At 72.9% G+C, this 21344-nt stretch carries 23 protein-coding genes; 14 read left to right on the top strand and 9 right to left on the bottom strand.

The annotated features are described in order from the left end of the window. The 3 genes from ACIRSU_RS32040 to ACIRSU_RS32050 all read right to left on the bottom strand — a co-directional run bounded on the left by ACIRSU_RS32040 (position 1) and on the right by ACIRSU_RS32050 (position 3483). A complete protein-coding gene (locus ACIRSU_RS32040; protein ID WP_403799669.1) occupies positions 1–606 on the bottom strand; it encodes a MaoC family dehydratase in 606 nt (201 codons plus the stop codon). A 121-nt stretch (positions 607–727) separates the two neighbouring features. Next, entirely contained in the window at positions 728–1909 is a 1182-nt protein-coding gene (locus ACIRSU_RS32045) for a trans-sulfuration enzyme family protein (RefSeq protein WP_403799672.1), read from the bottom strand. A gap of 128 nt (positions 1910–2037) precedes the next feature. Then, on the bottom strand, positions 2038–3483 hold the full coding sequence (locus ACIRSU_RS32050; RefSeq protein ID WP_403799676.1) for an MFS transporter: 1446 nt from the start codon (positions 3481–3483) through the stop codon (positions 2038–2040). A gap of 155 nt (positions 3484–3638) precedes the next feature. Here ACIRSU_RS32050 and ACIRSU_RS32055 point away from each other — a divergent pair, with 155 nt between their 5' ends. Then, a complete protein-coding gene (locus ACIRSU_RS32055; protein ID WP_403799679.1) occupies positions 3639–4337 on the top strand; it encodes a hypothetical protein in 699 nt (232 codons plus the stop codon). A gap of 10 nt (positions 4338–4347) precedes the next feature. Here ACIRSU_RS32055 and ACIRSU_RS32060 read toward each other — a convergent pair whose 3' ends face one another. Both ACIRSU_RS32060 and ACIRSU_RS32065 read right to left on the bottom strand, forming a co-directional pair. Further along, entirely contained in the window at positions 4348–4788 is a 441-nt protein-coding gene (locus ACIRSU_RS32060; protein ID WP_403799682.1) for a hypothetical protein, read from the bottom strand. 228 nt (positions 4789–5016) lie between these two features. After that, the gene (locus tag ACIRSU_RS32065) at positions 5017–5592 is read right to left on the bottom strand and encodes a DinB family protein (RefSeq protein ID WP_403799684.1); all 576 of its coding nucleotides are present in this window, start codon (positions 5590–5592) and stop codon (positions 5017–5019) included. A 192-nt stretch (positions 5593–5784) separates the two neighbouring features. Here ACIRSU_RS32065 and ACIRSU_RS32070 point away from each other — a divergent pair, with 192 nt between their 5' ends. Next, complete coding sequence (locus ACIRSU_RS32070) at positions 5785–6993, top strand: Cmx/CmrA family chloramphenicol efflux MFS transporter (protein WP_403800088.1); 1209 nt, start codon at positions 5785–5787, stop codon at positions 6991–6993. A gap of 104 nt (positions 6994–7097) precedes the next feature. On the opposite strand, the gene ACIRSU_RS32075 is transcribed toward ACIRSU_RS32070, so the two are convergent. Beyond that, positions 7098–7559: a BTAD domain-containing putative transcriptional regulator gene (locus ACIRSU_RS32075; RefSeq protein ID WP_403799687.1), complete on the bottom strand. Its 462-nt coding sequence runs from the start codon at positions 7557–7559 to the stop codon at positions 7098–7100. Positions 7560–8114: 555 nt separating this feature from the next. Here ACIRSU_RS32075 and ACIRSU_RS32080 point away from each other — a divergent pair. The 6 genes from ACIRSU_RS32080 (at position 8115) to ACIRSU_RS32105 (ending at position 13102) form a co-directional block, all read left to right on the top strand. Beyond that, complete coding sequence (locus ACIRSU_RS32080; protein ID WP_403799690.1) at positions 8115–10622, top strand: S8 family serine peptidase; 2508 nt, start codon at positions 8115–8117, stop codon at positions 10620–10622. 53 nt (positions 10623–10675) lie between these two features. After that, positions 10676–10858, top strand: a complete 183-nt coding sequence (locus ACIRSU_RS32085; protein ID WP_403799692.1) for a hypothetical protein — start codon at positions 10676–10678, stop codon at positions 10856–10858. Positions 10859–10907: 49 nt separating this feature from the next. Continuing rightward, positions 10908–11108 (top strand): hypothetical protein, encoded by a 201-nt coding sequence (locus tag ACIRSU_RS32090; protein WP_403799694.1) that lies wholly within the window; start codon positions 10908–10910, stop codon positions 11106–11108. Between the two features lie 46 nt (positions 11109–11154). Continuing rightward, a complete protein-coding gene (locus ACIRSU_RS32095; RefSeq protein WP_403799697.1) occupies positions 11155–11355 on the top strand; it encodes a hypothetical protein in 201 nt (66 codons plus the stop codon). A 75-nt stretch (positions 11356–11430) separates the two neighbouring features. Beyond that, positions 11431–11667, top strand: a complete 237-nt coding sequence (locus ACIRSU_RS32100) for a hypothetical protein (RefSeq protein ID WP_403799700.1) — start codon at positions 11431–11433, stop codon at positions 11665–11667. Positions 11668–11758: 91 nt separating this feature from the next. Beyond that, positions 11759–13102 (top strand): hemopexin repeat-containing protein, encoded by a 1344-nt coding sequence (locus ACIRSU_RS32105; protein WP_403799703.1) that lies wholly within the window; start codon positions 11759–11761, stop codon positions 13100–13102. 17 nt (positions 13103–13119) lie between these two features. Here ACIRSU_RS32105 and ACIRSU_RS32110 read toward each other — a convergent pair whose 3' ends face one another. After that, positions 13120–13389: a DUF4031 domain-containing protein gene (locus tag ACIRSU_RS32110; protein WP_403799706.1), complete on the bottom strand. Its 270-nt coding sequence runs from the start codon at positions 13387–13389 to the stop codon at positions 13120–13122. 163 nt (positions 13390–13552) lie between these two features. After that, positions 13553–13909 carry a hypothetical protein gene (locus ACIRSU_RS32115; protein ID WP_403799709.1) on the bottom strand — a complete coding sequence of 119 codons (357 nt, stop codon included), beginning with the start codon at positions 13907–13909 and terminating at the stop codon, positions 13553–13555. Positions 13910–13963: 54 nt separating this feature from the next. Between ACIRSU_RS32115 and ACIRSU_RS32120 the strand changes: the two genes are divergently transcribed. From ACIRSU_RS32120 to ACIRSU_RS32130, 3 genes are all read left to right on the top strand, one after another. Continuing rightward, positions 13964–14914: a MurR/RpiR family transcriptional regulator gene (locus ACIRSU_RS32120; protein ID WP_403799712.1), complete on the top strand. Its 951-nt coding sequence runs from the start codon at positions 13964–13966 to the stop codon at positions 14912–14914. 93 nt (positions 14915–15007) lie between these two features. Continuing rightward, positions 15008–15943, top strand: a complete 936-nt coding sequence (gene murQ / locus ACIRSU_RS32125; protein WP_403799715.1) for an N-acetylmuramic acid 6-phosphate etherase — start codon at positions 15008–15010, stop codon at positions 15941–15943. Between the two features lie 10 nt (positions 15944–15953). Continuing rightward, a complete protein-coding gene (locus ACIRSU_RS32130; protein WP_403799717.1) occupies positions 15954–17498 on the top strand; it encodes a PTS transporter subunit EIIC in 1545 nt (514 codons plus the stop codon). A gap of 35 nt (positions 17499–17533) precedes the next feature. On the opposite strand, the gene ACIRSU_RS32135 is transcribed toward ACIRSU_RS32130, so the two are convergent. Continuing rightward, on the bottom strand, positions 17534–19036 hold the full coding sequence (locus tag ACIRSU_RS32135; RefSeq protein WP_403799719.1) for an alpha/beta hydrolase: 1503 nt from the start codon (positions 19034–19036) through the stop codon (positions 17534–17536). Between the two features lie 111 nt (positions 19037–19147). On the opposite strand from ACIRSU_RS32135, the gene ACIRSU_RS32140 reads away from it, so the two are divergent. From ACIRSU_RS32140 to ACIRSU_RS32150, 3 genes are all read left to right on the top strand, one after another. After that, positions 19148–20113, top strand: a complete 966-nt coding sequence (locus ACIRSU_RS32140; protein WP_403799721.1) for an aldo/keto reductase — start codon at positions 19148–19150, stop codon at positions 20111–20113. 9 nt (positions 20114–20122) lie between these two features. Further along, the gene (locus ACIRSU_RS32145) at positions 20123–20911 is read left to right on the top strand and encodes a transporter substrate-binding domain-containing protein (protein WP_403799723.1); all 789 of its coding nucleotides are present in this window, start codon (positions 20123–20125) and stop codon (positions 20909–20911) included. A gap of 72 nt (positions 20912–20983) precedes the next feature. Then, entirely contained in the window at positions 20984–21337 is a 354-nt protein-coding gene (locus ACIRSU_RS32150) for a hypothetical protein (RefSeq protein ID WP_403799726.1), read from the top strand. The last annotated feature ends 7 nt before the right edge of the window (positions 21338–21344 follow it).

Raw genomic sequence — 21344 nt, forward strand, 5'->3', positions numbered from 1 at the left:
TCAGGCACTCATGGCCACTGCGGGTGCGTTCTCCACGACGCCGGCGTCGGCGCTGGTGGGGGCGGTCCGCGCGGTGCTCTGCGCGGCGCTCCGCTGGGCGGAGCGGCAGCATCCGGACGGGTCCGCGGCCGCGGGCATCGACGACTGACGACCGGCCTCGGACCCGGCGGGACGGCGCCGGAAGATGCTGTGCAGGATCATGCTGAACACGGCCGTCCCGTCGGCGGCCACCAGCGTGCACCGCGGCTTGACGGTGCCGGTGGTGGGGTTGAACGGCGACGGCGTGACGCCGAGGATCTCCACGCGCGCGGTGAGGACGTCTCCCGGGCGCACGGGCCGCAGGTAGCGGACCTCGTCGATGCCGGGCGAGCCCATACAGGCGCTGTAGGCGAGCAGTCCGTCGACGTAGCGGCGCATGAACATCGACTGGGTGTGGAAGCCGCTGGCGATCAGCCCGCCGAACGGGGAGTCCTTGGCGAGCTCGGGGTCCGTGTGGAAGGGCTGCGGATCGAAGCGCCTGCCGAACTCCAGCACCTCCTCCGCCGTGACGGTGACGGTGCCCAGCTGGTGGACGTCGCCGGGCCGGAAGTCCTCGAAGTAGCGCATCTCGCGCCCCCCTTGACCTAGGAGTGGTCGTTCCCTGGCATCACCCAATCTACGAATCAGTCATTTATTTTGTCAACCCAAAAGAAGGAGGGAGGATCGCTTTTTCTGGCTCAAACAAGCGCTAGGCGCCGGCGAGTTCGAGGGCGTGCTCGATGTCGGCCCAGAGGTCGTCGACCGACTCGATCCCGACCGACATCCGCACCAGCCCCGGCGCGATGCCGGCCGCCGCGAGGGCCTCGGCGCCGAGCTCGCGGTGCGAGGTGGAGGCGGGGTGGGTGACCAGCGATTCCACGCCACCGAGCGACAGCGCGAGCCGCGCGACCCGGACGCCCTCGATGAACGCCCGGCCCGCCTCGCGCCCGCCCGCGAGCTCGAAGGAGAGCAGCCCGCCGCCGCCCGAGAGCACCTTGCGGGCGGTGTCGTACGAGGGGTGGCCGGCCAGCCACGGGTAGTGGACCTTCACCACGTCCTCCCGGGCGGCGAGCCGCTCGGCGAGGACGGCCGCGTTGGCGCAGTGCTCGCGCATCCGCAGCGGCAGCGTCGGTATCCCGCGCAGCGTCAGCCAGGCGGCGAACGGGTCGGCGCAGGCACCGAGTTCGACCGTACGGGGCCAGACGGCCCGGCGCAGGGCGTCGTCGGCGAAGACCGCGGCGCCGCCGAGCACGTCGGAGTGGCCGGAGAGGTACTTGGTGGTGGAGTGCACGACGACGTCCGCGCCGAGTTCGAGCGGACGGCACAGGACAGGCGAGGCGAGCGAGTTGTCGACGACACTGGTCACGCCGGTCCGGCGGGCCGCGGCGAGCAGTCCGGGCAGGTCGGCGACCTGGCCGGTGGGGTTGGCGACGGTCTCCAGGACGAGGAGCCGGGTGGCCGGATGCCGCGCGGCCCGCTCGAACTCGGCCGTGTCGTCACCGGAGACGTACGTGACGTGGATGCCGTACCGCGCGGCCAGGTCCGACAGCACGCTGAAGGTCCCGCCGTACAGGCACTTCTGCGCCACCACCCGGTCGCCGGGCTTGAGCAGCGCGAGCAGCACGCCGCTGATGGCACCCATTCCGGACGCGAACGCGATGGCGCCGGCGCCGCCTTCGAGCCCGGCGAGGGTCTGCTCCAGGGCGCGTACGGTCGGGTTGCCGCGCCGGCTGTAGACGTACCGCCCGTCGGGTCCGGCCATGGCCTCGGCGAGCTCGTCGGCGGAGGAGAAGGCGAACGCGGAGGCCTGGACGAGGGGGACCGAGAGAGGCCAACTGCCCTCGGGGAGAGTCGGGTTGGAGACGTGCACGGCACGGGTGAAAAGGTCCATGAATTCTTTCCTTCCGGAGCGGAATGATTTCGCGCGCTAATGGAGGTCCACCGGAGAGCGGGAGGAATGGAAAAGGGGCCGACCGACGTCCAGGGGAGGAACGTCGGGCGGCCCCTGCGGGCTGCGGCTCAGGCAGCGACCTTGTCGCCCTGCTGCTGCGGGGCGGAGTCGGCGGCGGCGCCGGCGGCGAGCGCCTTGTCGCTCTTCATCACCAGGAGGGTGACGACACCGCCGACGGCGGCGATGATCGCGGCGCCGACGAAGGCGGCCGAGAAGCCGTCGGTCAGCTTCGGCAGGTTGCCGAGTTGGTCGGCGCCCTGCGACATGGCGACCGCGGTGAGGGCGGCGAGACCGAGCGCGGAGCCGACGTTGTAGGTGGTGTTGACGATGCCGGAGGCGAGACCGGCCTGCTCCTGCGGGGCGCCGGACATCGCGGCGATCATGGTCGGGATGTAGGCGAGGGACATGCCGAGCGCGGCGACCAGCGAGGCGGGCAGGACGTCGACCAGGAAGGTGCCGGTGGGCTCGACGGCGGCCAGCCAGACCAGGCCGGCGGCGAGGACGAGCAGACCGATGCCGATGAGCGGCTTGGCGCCGACCTTGGCCATCAGGCGGGAGGTGATGGCCGTCATGAAGATCATGAGGAGCACGGTCATCGGGAGCAGCGCGGCACCGGACTCGAAGGCGCCGTAGTGGAGGACCTGCTGCAGGTACAGGTTGAGGAAGTACCACATCGGGATCCAGGCGGCGCCGAGCAGCGTCATCGCCAGGTTGGCCGAGCCGAGGCGCGGGACCCGCCACACGCTGAGCGGCATGAGCGGCTCGCGGATGGCCTTCTGGATCACGAAGAAGAGAGCGATGAGGACGACGGCGCCGACGAGTTCGAGGACGGTGGCGGTGGCGCCCCAGCCGACCTCGGGGGCACGGACGACGGCGAAGACACCGAGGGCGAGACCGGCGGTCACGGCGACGGCGCCGAGGACGTCGACGGAGCCGCGGCGGGACTCGACGTTCGGGAGGAGCTTGGTCGCGGCGAGGGTCGCGAGACCGATCGGGACGTAGATGACGAAGCACAGCTGCCACCACGCCCACTCGGTGAACACGCCGCCGAGGAACACGCCCGCGGTACCGCCGGCCGGGGCCGCGGCGCCGTAGAGGGCCATCGCCTTGCCGAGCTCGCGCGGGTCGTGCATGAAGAGCATCATCAGCAGCGTCATGGCGGAGGGCGCGATGAGCGCACCGCCGACACCCTGCACGGCGCGGCCGACGATCTCGACCCAGGCGCTCTGCGCGACGGCCGCGACGACCGAGCCGGCGATCATGATCGCCCAGCCGGAGACGAAGATCTTGCGGGCGCCGACGAGGTCGGAGAGCCGGCCGCCGAGGAGCAGCAGGCCGCCGAAGACGATCACGTAGGCGTTGAAGATCCACTGGAGCTCGCTCTGCGAGAAGCCCAGGGCCTTCTGCATCTCGGGGAGCGCGACCCCAATGATGGAGGTGTCCATGATGACCATGAACTGAGCGGCGGCGAGCACGGCGAGTGCCCACCAGCGCCGGGGGTTGACGGTTGACATCTGCCCTGCCCTTCGACCGCGGTGACATACCCCTGGGGGGTACCTGCGTGGAGCACCGTAGCATACCCATGGGGGGTATGTAAGGGCGAGATGAAGGCCCGCTTCCGTGGACGTCGTACGGGGTCGGAGCCGGCCCGGAGCGGCAGAATGCGCCCATGACCCCTGAGCCGACGACCGAGCTGACCGCGCCACAGGAACAGGAACTCCTGGCCCGCTGGACCTCGACCCTGCTGGCGGCCCGGTCGGGCCGCCGGGGCCCGGACCCCCTCCCGTACGGCCGGAACCTGCTGTCCCGCTGGAACGAGCCGCAGCGCCGCTACCACACCGCCCAGCACCTGCGCGCGGTCCTCGACCGCATCGACGAACTGGCCGACCAGGGCGGCGAGGGCGGGGAGTTGGAGCTCGTCCGGCTCGCCGCCTGGTTCCACGACGCGGTCTACCGCCCCGACCGCTCCGAGAACGAGGAACGCTCCGCCGCCCTGGCCGAAAAGGCCCTCACCGAAGCAGGGCTCACCCCCCACGAGGTCACCGAGGTCGCCCGCCTCGTCCGCCTCACGACCACCCACGACCCGGCCCCCGGCGACCTCAACGGCGAGACCCTCTGCGACGCGGACCTCGCCATCCTGGCCGCCGCGCCCGATACCTACAGGGGGTATACGTCAGCGGTCCGCGAGGAATACGCCTTCGTCCCGGACGACGCCTTCCGCGAGGGCCGCGCCGCCGTCCTGCGCCAACTCCTCGCCCTGCCGAGGCTGTTCCGCACCCCGTACGGAGCGGCGGCATGGGAGGAGCGGGCACGGGCGAACATGGAGCGGGAACTGGCGGAACTGACGGGGCCGGGCTCGACCCCGTAGCGGGCCCCCGCTACCGCGGCCGCTCCGAGGAAGCCGTCGCCACCCACATCACGAAGGCGAGCACGAAGACACCCTCCGCGACGAGGGAGAGGATCCCGTACGGCGGCTCCCAGTCGGTCTCGTGAAAACCGGGCAGCCCCACGGTCCGGGACAGCACAAAACCGACGATCATGCCGACGCTGGTCGCCGCGCCGACCCACCCGGCGACCAGCGGCCTCCGCCGGGCGACGAGCCCGACGGCGACGGCGAGCAGCACCACGCCGCCGACCAGGAAGAGGACGCCGATGTAGGGCATCTCCTCAAGGTGGGAGGGAACCAGGAGCAGGTGCAGCACCGCACTGGCCAGGGCGCAGAACGCCGCGGTCCAGCGCAACGCGGTGCCGCGCGACGTGGTCCGGTTCATGGTCGTTGCCGAGGGCTCGGCCGTGGGCGCGAGCATGCGAAAGGCCATCACGACTCCTAGGATTCGTCGGCGCGGAAGGGCAGCCGGAGGCGAGCGGGATGTCGCCGCTGCGCGCTGCCACTCGCGGTGGGCGGACCGGTCGGTGGACCGGTCGGCCACGTCCGTCCGCGAGTGCGCCTTCCCTACCTACGACGAGGACGAGCCAAAGGCTCTTGATCGCGTCAGCGCCCTTCCTCCGCGCGGGCCGGCGCAGGGGAAGACCGCCCGGCCTCGCACCTACTGCCCCACGCGCCCGTCCACGCACTCCCGCAGCAGGTCCGCGTGGCCGCAGTGGCGGGCGTACTCGTCGATGCGGTGGACATGGAGCTCGCGGATCGCGATGCCGTCCTTGCCGACCCGCTCGCCCAGGTCGGGGAAGGCGGCCAGGGCGGCGTCGGTCTCGGCCTGTTCGCGCTCCAGGTCCCGGAACGCGGCCTCGACCACGGCCGGGTCGGCCACGGCGCCGTCGAAGTCGGCGTCCCGCGCGCCGTACAGCTTCGACGGCCGCTCGCCGTCGGCGCTGATCCAGCCGCGCCAGCCGCGCTCGACCTCGGCGAGGTGCCGCACGAGGCCGAGCAACGACATCGTCGACGGCGGCACGGAACGGCGGGCGAGCTGCTCCGCGTCAAGGCCCTCGCACTTCATGCGCAGGGTCAGCCGGTAGTTCGTCAGACAGTCGAGCAGCGTGCCGAGCTCCCCGTCCGGGCTGGGACCGTCACTGTTGCGCGGGTCGTCGTCGGGGTCGGCCCACATGTCGGGGTACACGGTCGCCTGGGTCCAGCGGGTGGTGTCGTCGGTCGTCATGCGTCGCATGATCGCCGCAACGGCCCGTGCGCGCCATGGAGTTACCGGCGTACGGGCGGCCCTGCGCCACCGGCTCGCCGTCCCGGATCGCGAAATGTTCGCCGTGGGTGGAATGACAGGTACGAACCGCAGGTTGCCCATGTCATGCCGTCTTCGCCGCCGACCACCACGTCTCCCGCCCCCACCCCCGCCCCCACCCGTATGCCGCTGGCCGTCTACATCCTCGGCCTCTCCGTCTTCGCGCTCGGCACGAGCGAGTTCATGCTGTCCGGGCTCCTGCCGCCCATCGCGGAGGACATGAACGTCTCCATCCCCCGCGCCGGGCTGCTCATCTCCGCCTTCGCCATCGGCATGGTCGTCGGCGCCCCGCTGCTCGCCGCCGCGACCCTGCGGCTGCCGCGCAAGACCACCCTGGTCGCGCTGATCAGCGTCTTCGGCCTGGGCCAGGTCGCGGGCGCGCTCGCGCCGAACTACGCCGTGCTGTTCGCCTCCCGCGTGGTGAGCGCCCTGGCGTGCGCCGGGTTCTGGGCGGTCGGGGCCGCCGTCGCCATCGCGATGGTGCCGGTCGGGGCGCGGGCGCGGGCCATGGCCGTGATGATCGGCGGCCTGTCGATAGCCAACGTCCTCGGCGTGCCGGCCGGCGCCTTCCTCGGCGAGCACCTCGGCTGGCGCTCCGCGTTCTGGGCCGTCGCCGCCGCCTCGGCGGTCGCGCTCGTCGGCGTACTCACCCGGATCCCGCACATCCCGCTGCCCGAGCGGCGCCCCCGCCTCAAGGGCGAGCTGGTCATCTACCGCGACCGGCAGGTGCTGCTGTCCGTCCTGACCACCGCACTCGCCGCGGGCGGCGTCTTCTGCGCCTTCTCCTACCTCGCGCCGCTGCTCACCGACGTCGCCGGCCTCGACGCGGGCTGGGTCTCCGGCGTGCTCGCGCTCTTCGGCATCGGCGCGCTGATCGGTACGTACATCGGCGGCCGGGTCGCCGACGCCCACCTCTTCGGCGTCCTGCTCAGCGGCATCACCGCCTCCACCGTCATCCTGGTGGCGCTCGCCCTGCTGGCCTCCAGCCCCGTCGCCACGGTCGCCCTCACCTTCCTGCTCGGCGTCTCGGCCTTCTACACGGCCCCCGCCCTCAACGCCCGCATGTTCAACGTCGCAGGCGCCGCCCCCACCCTCGCCGGCGCCACCACCACCGCCGCCTTCAACCTCGGCAACACCGGCGGCCCCTGGCTCGGCGGCACCGTCATCGACGCGGACCTCGGCTACGCCTCCCCGGCCTGGGCGGGCGCGGCGATGACCCTGCTCGGCCTGGCGGCGGTGACCCTGGCCCTCAGACTCCACAAGTCCGCGTCCCGCGTCATCACTTCGAGCGCCCTCCAACAGAGTGAAGAGCCGGCCGAAGCGTCCTGCTGAGGGCCGGCGGAAGTCGCGAGCGGTACGGCCGCTCCGCGGCGCCCGGTGCGGCGCGGGCGGTGACGGAGTGCGCCCGCGCCGGGTCCGCCGCGACCGGCCGGCGCTCACACCGACGTGAGGTCCTGAACCAGTCTCGTCATGAGCGGGGACGGCTCCACCGCCAACTCACGCCTCAGCAACCGCTGGTACTCCTTGTAGCGCTTCACCGCACAGGCCGTGTTGCCTTCCGCGATGTGGATCTCGATGAGGATGCGGTGTGCCGTCTCCCGGATCGGGTCGATCTCGGTGGCCGTCAGCGCCGTCTGCAGCGCCGCCAGATACTCCCCGTCCTGCAGCAGCCTCTGCGCCAGGCTCTCCAGGGCGCGCAGCCGCACCTCGTCCCAGCGCTCCCGCTCCAGGACGAGCCACTCGTCCGGCCATTGCGGCAGCAGCTCCTCCGCAAGAGTGGCGGCCAGCGCCTCGGGATCGTCCGGCGGCGGGCCGTCGCCCATCGCGTCCTGCGCGCTGCACCGCGCACGGTGCAGGTCCACCTCCACCACGGGCGCGAGCCGCAGCCGGCGGTCCACGCACTCCACCGTGGGCAGGGGACCCGCCCGCCGCCCGTGACACAGGGCGGTCCTGAGGTTCGCCGATGCCCTGTCTGGGCTGCAGTCGGGCCAGAGCCGCTCGGCTGCCGCACCCCGGTACACGCCGGCCGCGTGTAAGGCGAGGAGCGCCAACAGGCGCTGGGCCCCCGAGGGGAGGGGGATGCGGCATCCGGCGTACGAGAGCTCGAAGGCACCGAGAAGTTCGAGGTATACGCCGTTCGATGACACACCCTCACTGTGCAACCAGCCGGTGGATCACGCATCCGCGCATCCGCACGTCATCGCCCCCGCCGTACGCGTCCGCCACGCCACGCCACCCCGCCGGCGAAATTTCCGGAACGCGGTCCGGCCTGCCGTTCCACCGGGTCTGATCGGCTGCCAAACGCCCCCTCGAACAGACCGGCAACGCCCCGGAGACGCTCCACGCACGCCGCTTGCACATTCCGGGTGACGAACCGCCGACGACGGCCTTCCACAGTCAAACCCGGAAGCTTTTCCGCACGCGGTGCCCCCGGGCACGGAAGGCAGGGCGAGATGAAGCCTCGGGCAGTCCTGGGAGAACCCCGCCCACGGCCGGACGGGCCGTACGGCGACCCCCGGGTGTGCGTCGCCCTGCTCGACGGCCCCGTGGACCTGTCCCACCCCTGCTTCGCCGGCGCGGACCTCACACGCCTGGTCACGCTGGTGGGGGAGCCGGCGGGCCCGGGCCCGATGTCGCTGCACGGCACCCACGTGGCCAGCCTCCTGTTCGGGATGCCGGACTCCCCCGTCGCCGGGATCGCGCCGCGCTGCCGCGGCCTGGTCCTCCCCGTCTTCCGCGACGGTGACGGCCGGGTCCCCCAGATGGATCTGGCACGTGCCATCGAGCGCGCCGTCGAGGAAGGCGCGCACGTCATCAACATCAGCGGCGGCGAACGCACCGACACCGGCCAGGCCGACGCCCTCCTCGAACGGGCCCTGCGGCTCTGCGAGGACAAGGGCGTCCTGGTCGTGTCCGCCGCCGGGAACGACGGGGCCGACACCCTCCAGGTCCCGGCCGCCGTCCCCTCCGTCCTGGCCGTCGGCGCCGCCGCGGCCGACGGCTCCCCACTCGACATCAGCAACTGGGGCGGCGCCTACCGGACCCACGGGATCCTCGCCCCCGGGCAGGACATCGAGGGCGCCGCCCCCGGCGGAGGTCTCGCCTCCCTGACGGGAAGCAGCTTCGCCACCCCGCTCGTGGCCGGTACGGCGGCCCTGCTCGTCGCGGCCCAGCTGGCCGGCGGCGGGGTCGCGGACCCGAGGGCCGCCGGTCAGGCGCTGCTCTCGACCGCCACCGCACCCGCCGACTGCGCCGACCCGGACGCCCCGGCCTGCCGCCGCGGGCTCGGCGGCAGCCTGGACGCCGTCCGGGCTCTCGCCCTCGCCACCAGGAAAGAGGAGACAGCCGTGACCACTCCCGCCGCCCCCACGCCGTCCGAGGCCCCGGCACCGAACGCCGCCCCGGCCGGGCACGAGACTTCCGCGCCGTACGGGGCAACCGCTTCGTACGGAACACCCGCCGCGCCGGTAGCGCCCCCTTCGTACGGAACACCCGCCGCGGCGGTAGCACCCGCTTCGTACGGGACACCCGCCGCGGCGGTAGCGCCCGCTTCGGACGGAACACCCGCCGCGCCCGCGCAGCCCGCGGCCCCCGCACCTGCGGCCCCGCCCGTACCGGCCGGCATCGCCGCCGACGGTGGCGCGCCTCCCCCGCCCCCGGTCCCGCCGGCACCGGCGACGCCGCCCGCGGTGGCACCACTCCAGGCACCCGCCCCGGCCCCCGCGCCCCCGGTCCACGCCGTCGCCGCAGCCGCCGCACCGGCCGCCGCCACATCGAGCCCAACTGCGCCCCCAGTTCACGCCCCTCACACCACCACGAGCGCCGGGGTGCGCCCCGCCTGCGACTGCGGCGGGGACCCGGCCGCGTGCAGCTGCGGCGGCAGCGGCACCGGGTCCCCGCGGCAGTTGATCTACGCCATCGGCACCATCGGCTTCGACTACCCGACCGAGGCGCGCCGTGACAGCTTCCGGCAGCAGATGCCGTACGTGGAGACGGTGGTAGACGGCAAGCCGGTCGAGCAGGCGCCCGACCCGTACAGTCCCCGCCAGCTCCGCGACTACCTCGCGAGCTTCCCCTGGGTCTCCGACAAGGTCACCTGGACCCTCACCATGGACGGCGCCACGGTGTACGCGTTGGAGGCCGAGCCCTCCGCGGGCATGGACTGGAGCGAGCCGCTCGTCCCTCCGGCGGAGGCCATGAAGGCCCGCAAGGCACCGGCCCGCCTCGCCACCGAGCAGGGCAAGACGGACGCCGACCTGTTCAGGATGTTCGCCCATCCGCCGGTGTCGACGGTCTACCGGGTCTTCCGCGACGCCATCGCGGGCCAGGCCCTCGACCCGGACAAGGAGGAGGAGCGCGGCGGATACATCTCCCGCGTCTCCGTGCCCGGCGTCCTCACCGACCGCACCACGCGCCTCTACTCCGGCCAGATCGTGCCGGTGGTCGAGGTGAAGAGCCGCGGCCTGTGGACGTGGAACGAGGCCGCGCTCGTCGACGCCGTCTTCCACGAGGTCTCGAAGGAGGCCGATGTGAAGCAGTCCGAGGACAAGCGGCAGCAGTCCAGGGTGCAGGTCCGCGACGAGGAACAGCTGCGTCTGACGATCCGCGCGTTCCTCGACAAGATCTACTACCAGTTCCGCAACCTCGGCCAGACCTCGGCCGACCGCGCGCTCAACTTCATGGGCACCAACGCCTTCCTGTTCGGCGACAAGATCAAGGACGGGCTGCTGTCCGCGAGCAAGGTGCCGGGTTCCACCATGAACCTGTACGCGCTCGACACCATCACCGTCACCAAGAGCCCCTACTGCAGGGTCGGTTCGGACTGCCAGGACGTGACCGTGACCTTCTACGACCCGGAGGACGAGCGCAGGTCCCGGCTCTCCTACCTGTTCACCATCGACGTGAGCGACGAGCTGCCGGTCACCCTCGCCCCGGTCCACACGTTCCTCGACTCCAAGTGAAGCGGAGCCGACCGAAAACCCGCCGACCACCTCCACCGAAAGGAGACAGTGCCATGGACACCCGCCGAAACCGCCCGGGAGCCGTACCGCTCCAGGCCCGTCCCGTCCGTCGCGAGGGCCCAGCGGCCGAGGCCGGGGGCACCCGTACCGGCGTCGAGGCCGCCAGGTCCTCCTGCGCCGACATGACCGGCCCCGCCCGGCAGATGTGCTACGCCGGCCACGGCGTCTACGCCTGACGGCGACAGCGGGACCCCGTAACCGGTCCGAAGAAGAAAGGAAACCGTCATGTACGACGAGACCCACACCACCCAGGAGACCGGCGGCGACATGCCGCGCCGGTCCCCCGCCGGACAGCTCCGGCTCCAGCTGCCGCAGCAGTCCGCACCCGTCGAGCGCGGCAAGCACCCCGAGGGCTGGGACGCCTCCGGCGGCGCGGCGGCCAGCGGCCTGCTGGGCAGCCTGCTCGGCGACATCATCCCGATCTGAGGACCTCGCACCCCGAACGCAGGAGAAGTGAGGGAAGGAGAGCACCATGTTCAACGAGACCCGAGCTCACGAGGACGGCGGCGGCGACACGCCCCGTCGGTCCCCCGCCGGACAGCTCCGGCTCCAGCTGCCGCAGCAGTCCGCACCCGTCGAGCGCGGCAAGCACCCCGAGGGCTGGGACGCCTCCGGCGGTGCGGCGGCCAGTGGGTTCCTCGGCGGCCTGCTCAGCCAGGTCCTGCCGTTCTGAGTCCGGCATCCTCGGCGGGACCGGCCGCCGCGGTCCCCGTGACCGGTCCGGTCCCGCCCGATCCGAGGAAGAACCATGCGACTCGATCTGCCGAAACAGGTGCCGGCGGTGGACCGGCGGGAGCACTACCTGCCGTACCGCATCGTCTTCACGTTCCGGGACGAGGACGCCGACGGCGAGGAGGAGCGCGTGCACCAGCAGCCGAGGGGCAACTACGGGCCGCTGCCGGCGGACCCACCGCCGCTCGTCCACGGCTACGGCCGCGGCTGGAACTGCGCACCGACGGGCTGCCGGTGGACCGGCGTCCTGTGACGAAGCCTTTGTGAGGGAAGGGAAGCGGACGGGTCGCCGCCGAGCGGCCCGTCCGCGCGGGGAAGAACGCAGGGAAGGAGCCGAGACCACCATGACCACCGTGAGGTCGGCCGTCTCCTGGCCGAACGACAAGACGTACCTCTTCCACGCCGACGACACCTACGACCGGTACGACTCGGTGACGGGCGTGCGCGAGGACTCCGGACTCCCCATCGGCAAGTGGAGGGACATGCCCCACTCCCCGGACGCCTTCGTCTGGTGGGGTGCGGGCAAGGCGTACGCCTTCACGGGGAGCACGTACCTCCGGTACGACGAGCCGGCCGACCGGGTCGACCCCGAGTACCTGCCGCCGAACGACCCGTTCACGGTCGAGTTCGGCTGGGCCGGTCTGCCCACCGGCGCGGACGGCGGCCCCGACTGGCGTACCGGCATCGATGCGGCGGTGAACTGGGGGAACGGCAAGCTGTACCTCTTCAGGGGCGACAAGTACGTGCGGTACGACATCACCGCCGACCGGGTGGACCCCGGCTATCCCCTCCCGATCGCGGACCACTGGACCGGGCTCTTCACCGAGGGCATAGACGCCGCCGTCTACCCGGGCGGCAGGTTCGCGTACTTCTTCCGCGACGAGGAGTTCCAGCGCTTCGACGTGGACGCCGATCGGGTGGACGCGAGCGGTCCCCTGGACGCCTCCTTCCGTCTCGCGCCCACCCCCTCAGGGGGCGTGGCCCCGGCCCGGCTGCTCTCCCCGACCCAGGCGAACGGGCTCATGGCCGATCTGATCCGGCGCGGCAAACTGACTCTGAAGAGCCCGGCGTTCGTGGACGGCCCGGCCGGGATCGTGTCACCGAAGCCGGGCCAGCGGGTGGTGGTGAGCCCGACGTCGATCGACGGCATCCGTTACACGAACCAGGTCTTCCCGACGACCACGGTCATCGACAACCTCGACCAGATCATGCTGATCGCGCTGTACCGCCTCACTCGCTGGATCAACTCCTCCGCGCCGAACGTCACCGAACTCCTCCACCTGGGCATCGGGCACGGAAACGGCCCTCCCAACGACTGCCACAACCAAGGTCGCGCGCTCGATCTCTCGGGCTTCGTCGGGGACGTGAACGGCACCGCGTTCACCCGGTCGGTGAAGAAGGACTGGGGCAACCTCCCGCTCGCGCCCGGCGTCAAGGTCCGCATCAGCCCCGCCACGGACGCCCTCGGGTTCGGGCTCTTCTCGACCGCCTTCCGTTTCGGCACGTTCGAGTGCGAGGCGACAGCGTTCGGCCGGGCCAACAAGTGGCCCATGCCGGATCTCGGCGGCACCGGCTTCGTGATCTACCCGGACTACGCCCCGGACGCCGCCGCCGGCACCGAGAACGCCAAGCTCCGCGCTTCCCACACGGACCACATCCACATGCAGGTCGGTGTCACGTTCCTGTGAGGCCGGGTCGGCCGGCCTCAGCCGACCGGCCTCCCCTTCGGCCGGCGCAGGCCCGCCTTGGTCAGGCGGCGCAGCAGTTCCTTCGAGCCGACCTCGACCGCGCCCGCCGCCACGGCGGAGGCGTAGTAGTCGGAGGGGACGTCGTAGTGGTCGCGCTCGAAGGCGCGGGGCGGGCAGCCGATGACGGCCGCGAAGGCGTGGAGCTCGTCGAAGGAGACGTCGCTGACCAGGTGCGACCACATGCGGCCGTGGCCCGGCCAGGTCGGCGGGTCGATGTAGAGGGTCACGGCCGGGCTCCCGTCCGCTCGGGGCTCGGCCTGACGGTCCCCGTCCGGTCAGGCCTCGGCCGCGCGGTCCCCCTCCGGTCGGGCTTCCGCCTCACGGTCCCCGTCCGGTCGGGCCTCGGCCGCTCGGGCCTCGGCCTCACGGTCCCCGTCCGGTACGCCCGGGTCACGTCAGACCGCCCACTGGGGCGACCACCACTCCCTGTTTGCCGCAGACCCAGTGCGGGTCGGGGCCCATCTCCGGTTCGACGTCGAGGGCGTGCGGGTCGCCCGAGGAGCACACCGGGCAGAGGGGCCAGCGGCCGTACCGTTCGAGCAGGGCGTCCTGGACGTCCTGGGCGATCAGGCCGGCGACGAAGGCCCGCCCCTCGGGCCACTGCTCGACCCACCAGCGGCGGTGCGCGACGGCGTCCTCCACCATCGAGACGACCTCGGCCATGGCGACCTCGCGGGCCACCAGGTCGGCGAGGACCAGGGCGCGGGCGGCATGAAGGGACTGCTCCACGGGGTCGATGTCGTCCATGTTCACATTGTCGCCCTTCTTGACGCCCTCTCCGGCCGAAAATATCTTTCAATTGTGACCCATGATGTGAAGGAAAGTTTCACCAGCGCGGGCACCGGGGCCCTCGGGCCCGGGACCGCCGCGGCCCCGCCCGCACCCGCCGCCCTCGCGGCCAAGGTGCGGACCCTCGCCCCCTCCATGACCCGCTCCATGCAGCGGGTCGCCGAGGCCGTCGCCGGCGACCCGGCCGGCTGCGCCGCGCTCACGGTCACCGGCCTCGCCGAGCTCACCGGCACCAGCGAGGCGACCGTCGTGCGCACCGCCCGCCTCCTCGGCTACCCCGGCTACCGCGACCTGCGGCTCGCCCTCGCCGGCCTCGCCGCCCAGCAGCAGTCCGGCCGGGCACCCTCCGTCACCGCCGACATCGCCGTCGACGACCCCGTCGCCGACGTCGTCGCCAAGCTCGCGTACGACGAGCAGCAGACCCTCGCCGACACCGCGGCCGGACTCGACACCGTGCAGCTCGGCGCCGCCGTCGCCGCCCTCGCCACCGCCCGCCGCGTCGACATCTACGGCGTCGGCGCCTCCGGCCTGGTCGCCCAGGACCTCGGCCAGAAGCTGCTCCGCATCGGCCTGATCGCGCACGCCCACAGCGACCCGCACCTCGCCGTCACCAACGCCGTGCAGCTCCGCTCCGGCGACGTCGCCATCGCCATCACCCACTCCGGCTCGACCGGCGACGTCATAGAACCGCTGCGCGTGGCCTTCGACCACGGCGCCACCACCGTCGCCATCACGGGCCGCCCGGACGGACCGGTGACGCAGTACGCCGACCACGTGCTGACCACCTCCACCGCCCGCGAGAGCGAGCTGCGCCCGGCCGCCATGTCGTCCCGGACCAGCCAACTCCTGGTCGTGGACTGCCTGTTCACCTGCGTCACGCAGCGCACGTACGAGACGGCGGCCCCGGCCCTCGCGGCCTCGTACGAGGCCCTGGCCCACCGCCACGCCCCTCGCAGCCGCTGACCGCTGACCGCTGACCGCTCATCCCGTGTCCCGTGTCCCATGCCCCCCGCTGACCGCCCGTCTCTGACCGCCGCCCGCCGAAAAGAGCCACCCGTGTCCGCCACGTACTCCGAACTGCGCGCCCAGCTCGCCACCCTCGCCACCGAGGCGTACCGGCCCGAGCTCGCCGAGATCGACCGGCTGCCCACCGCCGAGATCGCCGCGCTCATGAACCAGGAGGACCAGACCGTCCCCGCCGCCGTGGCCGAGCAGCTCCCGGCCATCGCCGCCGCCATCGACGCGACGGCCGAGCGGATGGCCCGCGGCGGCCGGCTCGTCTACATGGGCGCCGGTACGGCCGGCCGGCTCGGCGTCCTGGACGCCAGCGAGTGCCCGCCCACCTTCAACACCGACCCGTCCGAGGTCGTCGGCCTCATCGCCGGCGGCCCCGCCGCCATGGTGGAGGCCGTCGAGGGCGCCGAGGACTCCGCGGAGCTCGCCGCGGCCGACCTGACCGCGCTCGGGCTCACCGCCGACGACATCGTGGTCGGCGTCTCCGCCTCCGGCCGCACCCCGTACGCCGTCGGCGCCGTCGCACACGCCCGCGCGCTCGGCGCGCTCACCATCGGCCTGTCCTGCAACGCGGACAGCGCGCTCGCCGCGGCCGCCGAGCACGGCATCGAGGTCGTCACCGGACCCGAACTCCTCACCGGTTCCACCCGGTTGAAGGCCGGCACGGCCCAGAAGCTCGTCCTCAACATGATCTCGACGATCACCATGATCCGGCTCGGCAAGACCTACGGAAACCTGATGGTCGACGTCCGCGCCTCCAACGACAAGCTCCAGGCCCGCTCACGCCGGATCGTGGCACTCGCCACGGGCGCGCCGGACGAGCAGATCGAGAACGCCCTCGCGGCCGCCGACGGAGAGGCGAAGACAGCGATCCTGATGATCCTCGCCGACATCGACGCCAAGACCGCCGAGCGGCGGCTGGCGGACTCCCGCGGCCACCTGCGCGCGGCGCTGCACGCGACGGAGCCCACGCCGTGACACTCGGAGAGTGAGCACAGACGACAAGAACCGCGCCATCGCCGCCGCGCTCCTCCCCCTCGTCGGCGGCCCCGCGAACATCAGCTCCGTGGCCCACTGCATGACCCGGCTCCGGCTGGGTCTGCGGGACCGCTCGCTCGTCCAGGACGAGGCCCTGAAGGCGCTGCCGGCCGTGCTCGGGGTGGTGGAGGACGACACGTACCAGATCGTCCTCGGTCCGGGCACGGTCGCCCGCGTGGCTCCCGAGTTCGAGACGCTGGCAGCGGCGGAGGCGGAGGCGCAGAGCCCGAAGACCCTCGCCGAGCGGGGCGCGGCCATCAAGGCGGCCAGGAAGGCGAAGAACGCCACCCCCTTCAAGCAGCTGCTTCGCCGCGTCGCGAACATCTTCGTCCCGCTGATCCCCGCCCTCATCGGCTGCGGCATCATCGCCGGCCTCAACGGCCTTCTCCTCAACCTCGGATGGCTGCCCGGCGTCACCCCGGCGCTCGCCGCCGTCGCCAGCGGCTTCATGGCCCTGATCGCGGTCTTCGTCGGCTACAACACGGCCAAGGAGTTCGGCGGCACGCCCGTCCTGGGCGGCGCCGTCGCCTCCGTCATCGTCTTCGCGGGCGTCGCCAAGGTCGAGGTCTTCGGCCAGCCCCTCTCGCCCGGCCAGGGCGGGGTGCTCGGCGCCCTGGGCGCGGCGGCCCTCGCCGTGTACGTGGAGAAGTGGTGCCGCCGTTGGGTACCGGAGTCCCTGGACGTCCTGGTCACGCCGACCCTCACCGTGCTCGTCGCCGGCCTGGTCACCGTCTTCGGCCTGATGTTCGTGGCCGGCGAGGTCTCCCGGGCCATCGGCGACCTCGCGAACTGGCTGCTCGCGCACGCGGGCGCCGGCGCCGGCTTCGTACTCGGCGGCCTCTTCCTCCCGCTCGTGATGCTCGGCCTGCACCAGGCCCTCATCCCCATCCACACCACCCTCATCGAGCAGCAGGGCTACACCGTCCTCCTCCCTGTCCTCGCGATGGCGGGCGCGGGCCAGGTCGGCGCGGCCATGGCCGTCTACCTCCGGCTCCCCCGCAACGGTTCCCTGCGCCGCACCATCAGGTCCGCCCTCCCGGCCGGCCTCCTCGGCGTCGGCGAACCCCTCATCTACGGCGTCTCCCTCCCCCTCGGCCGCCCCTTCGTCACCGCCTGCGTCGGCGGCGCCTTCGGCGGCGGCTTCGTCGGCCTCTTCGGCATGCTCGGCGACAAGGTCGGCTCCACCGCCATCGGCCCCTCCGGCTGGGCCCTCTTCCCGCTCCTCGCCGGCGACAAGGGCCTCGGCACGACGGTCGCGATCTACGCGGGCGGGCTGTTCGTCGGATACGTGGTGGGTTTCCTGGCCACGTACTTCTTCGGGCTGAGCAAGGAGCTGATCGAGGAGTTCGACGTGGAGACGGAGCCGGAGGCGCAGGCGGATACCGGTACGGATACGGATACGGGTACGGGTGCGGGTACGGAGGCCCCGGCCCCCGCCCCGGGCGCTGCGGCCGGCCCGTCCCCGGAGACCCGGCCCGAGCCCGCCGAGGCCTAGCTGCACGAGCCCGCCGAGGCCTGACGGCCCGACCACTAGCGGCAGGTCACATCGGCGGCCGGCCGCTCACCCGTCAGCAGGAAGCGGGTGACCGTCGCGTCGCCGCACGCGTTGCCGTTGCTCAGGTACATGCCGTGGCCGCCGTGGTCGACGGAGACGAGGCGGGCGCGGGCGCCGAGGGCCTCGCGCATCTTCAGGCCGGCGAAGTGCGGGGTGGCGGGGTCGCGCAGGCCCTGGATCATGAGGATGTTGGAGGGGCCGGCGTCCGTGATGCGGGTGGGCTTCTCGACGGGGCCGCCCTTCCAGAAGGCGCAGGGCGTGACGTTGACGGGCATGCCGGCGGTCAGCGGGTGGGCGACGCGGTCGGCCGCGACGGCGCGCTCGTACGCCGGGACGGACCGGGGCCACTTCACGTCGTTGCAGATGACACCGACGGTGATGGTCGCGTCCGCGTCGGGCATCGGGCCGGCCAGCGCTCCCGGCAGGACGGGCGTCTCGCCCTCGGTGCGGGCCTGTGCGATCAGCCGGGCGAGGGACGGGAACTGGGAGTCGGAGTAGAGGGCCAGCTGCAGGGCCTGCCGCAGCACATTGCCGGTGAGCGGCACCCCGGGCGTGGTCGTCGGCCTGGGCGCCCGGTCGAGGCGGGCGGCGAGGTCGAGGAAGAGCGGGCGGACGTCCTCGGGGCGGTCGGCGAGGCGCAGGCCGTCGGCCGCGCGGTCCGGGTGGGACGCCCAGGCCGCGAAGTCGGGGAAGCGGATGTCGGCGGCGGCCGCCATGTCGCGCAGCCAGCCCCGGGCGACGTACTTCGGGTTCGGGTCGGCGCTGCTGTCGAGGACGATCCGGTCGGTGCGGCGCGGGAACTTCTGGGCGTACTGCGCGGTGACGTACGTGCCGTACGAGGTGCCCCACGCCGAGATCTTCTCCTCGCCGAGCACCTCCCGCAGCCGGTCCATGTCGCGCACCTCGTTGGCGGTGGTGAGGCCGCGCAGCTCCGGGCCGCCGTGGCGGGCGCAGGCTTCGGCGATCCGGCGGGAGCGGGCGACGTTCTCCTCGATCGAGCCGTCGGCGGTGGGCCAGGCGCGCAGGGTCGTGATGTGCCGGTCCGCCTCGTCGAGCCCGCAGTCCGCCTTCGAGCTGCCGCCGACGCCCCGCGGATCGAACGCCACCAGGTCGTACGCCTCCCCCAGCGCGCCCTTGAGCCGCTTGCCCCTCGATCCGAGCAGCTGCACCCCGGAGCTGCCGGGGCCGCCGGGCACGACGAGCAGGGTGCCACGGCGGGCGGCGGGATCGGCGCTGCGGATGCGGGAGACGGCCAGGGAGACCTGGCGGCCGTCGGGGTCGGCGTAGTCGAGGGGGACGGAGAGGGTGGCGCACTCCTGGTTCAGGTCGACGGCGCCGCACGGGGTCCAGGCGAGGGCGGCGGACCCGGTCGCGACCCCGGCGGCCCCGGTCGCCGCTGCGGCCGGGGCCGCGGGAACGGTCAGGGTGGCGGAGGTCAGGGCGGCTGCGGCGAGGGCGATTCCTGCGTAAGTCTTCATGCTCACAGCCTTGTTGATCCGGCATCAGCTCCCCATCCGGCAGGCACGCGGGTACGGGGTGGGGCTAGCCCCCCGGTTGCCCCGTCCGCCCCGCCGGGAGATCATCCCGGGATGCCAACCACCACCCAGACCCAGCCCCAGCCCCAGACCCACACCCACGCCTCCGTCCACGCCTCCGCCGCCGGCACCTGGACCCTCGGCGACCTCACCGTCAACCGCGTCGGCTTCGGCTCCATGCGCCTGCCGCAGACCGGCGAGGCGCTCGTCGAGCACGCCGTGCCGAGGGACCGCGACCAGGCGATCGCCGTGCTGCGCAGGGCGGTCGAGCTGGGCGTCAACCACATCGACACCGCGGCCTTCTACTTCTCCTCCCTCCGCTCCGCCAACGAGCTCATCAACAGCGCCCTCGCCTCCCCCACCGGCCGCTACCCCGACGACCTCGTCATCACCACCAAGGTCGGCCCCGCGCGTGACGCCTCCGGCGCCTGGGCCGAGCACGCGCGCACCCCGCGGGCGCTGCGTGCCCAGGTCGAGGAGAACCTGCGCCAGCTCGGCCGCGACCACCTGGATGTCGTCAACCTCCGGGTCCTCGGCACCGATTCGGTCGCCGAGCGCTTCGGCGCACTCGCCGAACTCCGCGAGGCCGGCCTCATCCGTCACCTCGGCCTCTCCAACATCACCCCCGAGCACCTGGCGGAGGCGCGGCGGATCGCCCCCGTGGTCTGCGTGCAGAACATGTACGGGATCGGGGTCCGCCCGGAGTACGCCGACTTCGTGCGCGACTGCGGCAAGCAGGGCATCGCGTTCGTCCCCTTCTACGCGATCGCCGCAGCCGGCCGGGAGAGCGGGGCCAAGGCCGCCGAGCCCGAGGAGGTCCTGGCCGTCGCCCGCGCCCACGACGCGAGCCCGGCGCAGATCCGCCTCGCCTGGACCCTCCACCAGGGCCCCCACCTCCTGGCCATCCCGGGCACGGGCGACCTCGCCCACCTCGCGGCCAACGTGGCGGCGGGCGCGATCGCGCTGACCGCCGACGAGCTGGCCCTGCTCGACGCCGCGCACCGGCGGACCGCTGCCTAGACTCCGACCATGACCGACGCCACGACCAACCGCACGACCGACGCGACGACCGACGTGACGACTGACGCCGCCACCGACGCGACGACCGGCACCATCGCCGCGGACCTCGCCCCCACCGGGACCCTGCGCGCCTCCATCAACCTGGGCAACCCCGTCCTCGCCCAGGGCACCCCGGACGCCCCGTCCGGCATCACCGTGGACCTCGCACGCGAGATCGGCGCACGGCTCGGCCTGCCCGTGGAGCTGCTCTGCTTCGACGCGGCGCGCAAGTCGTACGAGGCGATGGCCTCGGGCCGGGCCGACCTGTGCTTCCTCGCAGTCGAGCCGGCGCGCGAGGCGGAGGTGGCGTTCACGGCGCCGTACGTCGTCATCGAGGGCGTGTACGCCGTCCCGCGCGACTCCGCGCTCCGCACGCCGGCGGACGTGGACGCGCCGGGCGTGCGGATCGGGGTGAAGGCGGGTTCGGCGTACGACCTGTTCCTCACCCGCACCCTGGCGCACGCGGAGCTCGTACGGGGCGAGGAGGGCGTCGACACCTTCGCGGAGCAGAAGCTGGAGGCGGGCGCGGGAATCCGACAGCCGATGACGGCGTACGCGGCGGCCCACCCGGAGGTGCGACTGATCGACGAGCGGTTCATGGAGATCCGCCAGGCGGTCGGGACGACGGTCGGGCGGTCGCCGGAGACGGTGGCGTTCCTGCGGGCGACGGTGGAGGAGCTGAAGGCGAACGGTTTCGTGGCGGAGTCGCTGCGCCGGGCAGGCCAGGACCCGAAGCTGGTGGCGGCCCCGTCCGCCTGAACCGGCCCGCCCTAACGGTCCTTCCCCAACGGGCAGTCCGCCCCGATCCTGGCCGCCAGCTCGGCGCGCAGAGTGCCCAGTTCGGTCATCCGCGCGTCGACCAGCCGCCGGCTGTTGCACGACGCCCTGGCCCCGGGCGGCCCCGCCGACCGGCTGACGGTCCTGTACGCGAACCTGATGGGCTCCGTGGTGATGGTCTGGTCCCTCCTGCGCGTTCTGCGCCCGCTTCCGCTGTACGGCCTCCTCGACGGGGTCGCGCGCGCACTGTTCGCGAGCTGGCAGGCGTACGCGCTGGCGCACGGCGCGGCCCCGGTGGTGGGGCTGTTCCTGGTCGTCGAGGTGGCGTGGGGCGTCGTCCAACTCAGCCCGTGGGCCCGCCGGAACGCGTGGAGAAAAGTGCCCGGCCTCCTCCCGGAAAGCCCCTGAGACGCAG

It is taken from the genome of Streptomyces sp. NPDC101160 (assembly GCF_044768205.1).
GTDB lineage: Bacteria > Actinomycetota > Actinomycetes > Streptomycetales > Streptomycetaceae > Streptomyces.

Bases quoted from the DNA above. Each gene is read 5' to 3' on its own strand.
- ACIRSU_RS32040 (WP_403799669.1), bottom strand. From the start codon at position 606: ATGCGCTACTTCGAGGACTTCCGGCCCGGCGACGTCCACCAGCTGGGC.
- ACIRSU_RS32045 (WP_403799672.1), bottom strand. From the start codon at position 1,909: ATGGACCTTTTCACCCGTGCCGTGCACGTCTCCAACCCGACTCTCCCC.
- ACIRSU_RS32050 (WP_403799676.1), bottom strand. From the start codon at position 3,483: ATGTCAACCGTCAACCCCCGGCGCTGGTGGGCACTCGCCGTGCTCGCC.
- ACIRSU_RS32055 (WP_403799679.1), top strand. From the start codon at position 3,639: ATGACCCCTGAGCCGACGACCGAGCTGACCGCGCCACAGGAACAGGAA.
- ACIRSU_RS32060 (WP_403799682.1), bottom strand. From the start codon at position 4,788: ATGGCCTTTCGCATGCTCGCGCCCACGGCCGAGCCCTCGGCAACGACC.
- ACIRSU_RS32065 (WP_403799684.1), bottom strand. From the start codon at position 5,592: ATGCGACGCATGACGACCGACGACACCACCCGCTGGACCCAGGCGACC.
- ACIRSU_RS32070 (WP_403800088.1), top strand. From the start codon at position 5,785: ATGCCGCTGGCCGTCTACATCCTCGGCCTCTCCGTCTTCGCGCTCGGC.
- ACIRSU_RS32080 (WP_403799690.1), top strand. From the start codon at position 8,115: ATGAAGCCTCGGGCAGTCCTGGGAGAACCCCGCCCACGGCCGGACGGG.
- ACIRSU_RS32085 (WP_403799692.1), top strand. From the start codon at position 10,676: ATGGACACCCGCCGAAACCGCCCGGGAGCCGTACCGCTCCAGGCCCGT.
- ACIRSU_RS32090 (WP_403799694.1), top strand. From the start codon at position 10,908: ATGTACGACGAGACCCACACCACCCAGGAGACCGGCGGCGACATGCCG.
- ACIRSU_RS32095 (WP_403799697.1), top strand. From the start codon at position 11,155: ATGTTCAACGAGACCCGAGCTCACGAGGACGGCGGCGGCGACACGCCC.
- ACIRSU_RS32100 (WP_403799700.1), top strand. From the start codon at position 11,431: ATGCGACTCGATCTGCCGAAACAGGTGCCGGCGGTGGACCGGCGGGAG.
- ACIRSU_RS32105 (WP_403799703.1), top strand. From the start codon at position 11,759: ATGACCACCGTGAGGTCGGCCGTCTCCTGGCCGAACGACAAGACGTAC.
- ACIRSU_RS32115 (WP_403799709.1), bottom strand. From the start codon at position 13,909: ATGGACGACATCGACCCCGTGGAGCAGTCCCTTCATGCCGCCCGCGCC.
- ACIRSU_RS32135 (WP_403799719.1), bottom strand. From the start codon at position 19,036: ATGAAGACTTACGCAGGAATCGCCCTCGCCGCAGCCGCCCTGACCTCC.
- ACIRSU_RS32140 (WP_403799721.1), top strand. From the start codon at position 19,148: ATGCCAACCACCACCCAGACCCAGCCCCAGCCCCAGACCCACACCCAC.
- ACIRSU_RS32145 (WP_403799723.1), top strand. From the start codon at position 20,123: ATGACCGACGCCACGACCAACCGCACGACCGACGCGACGACCGACGTG.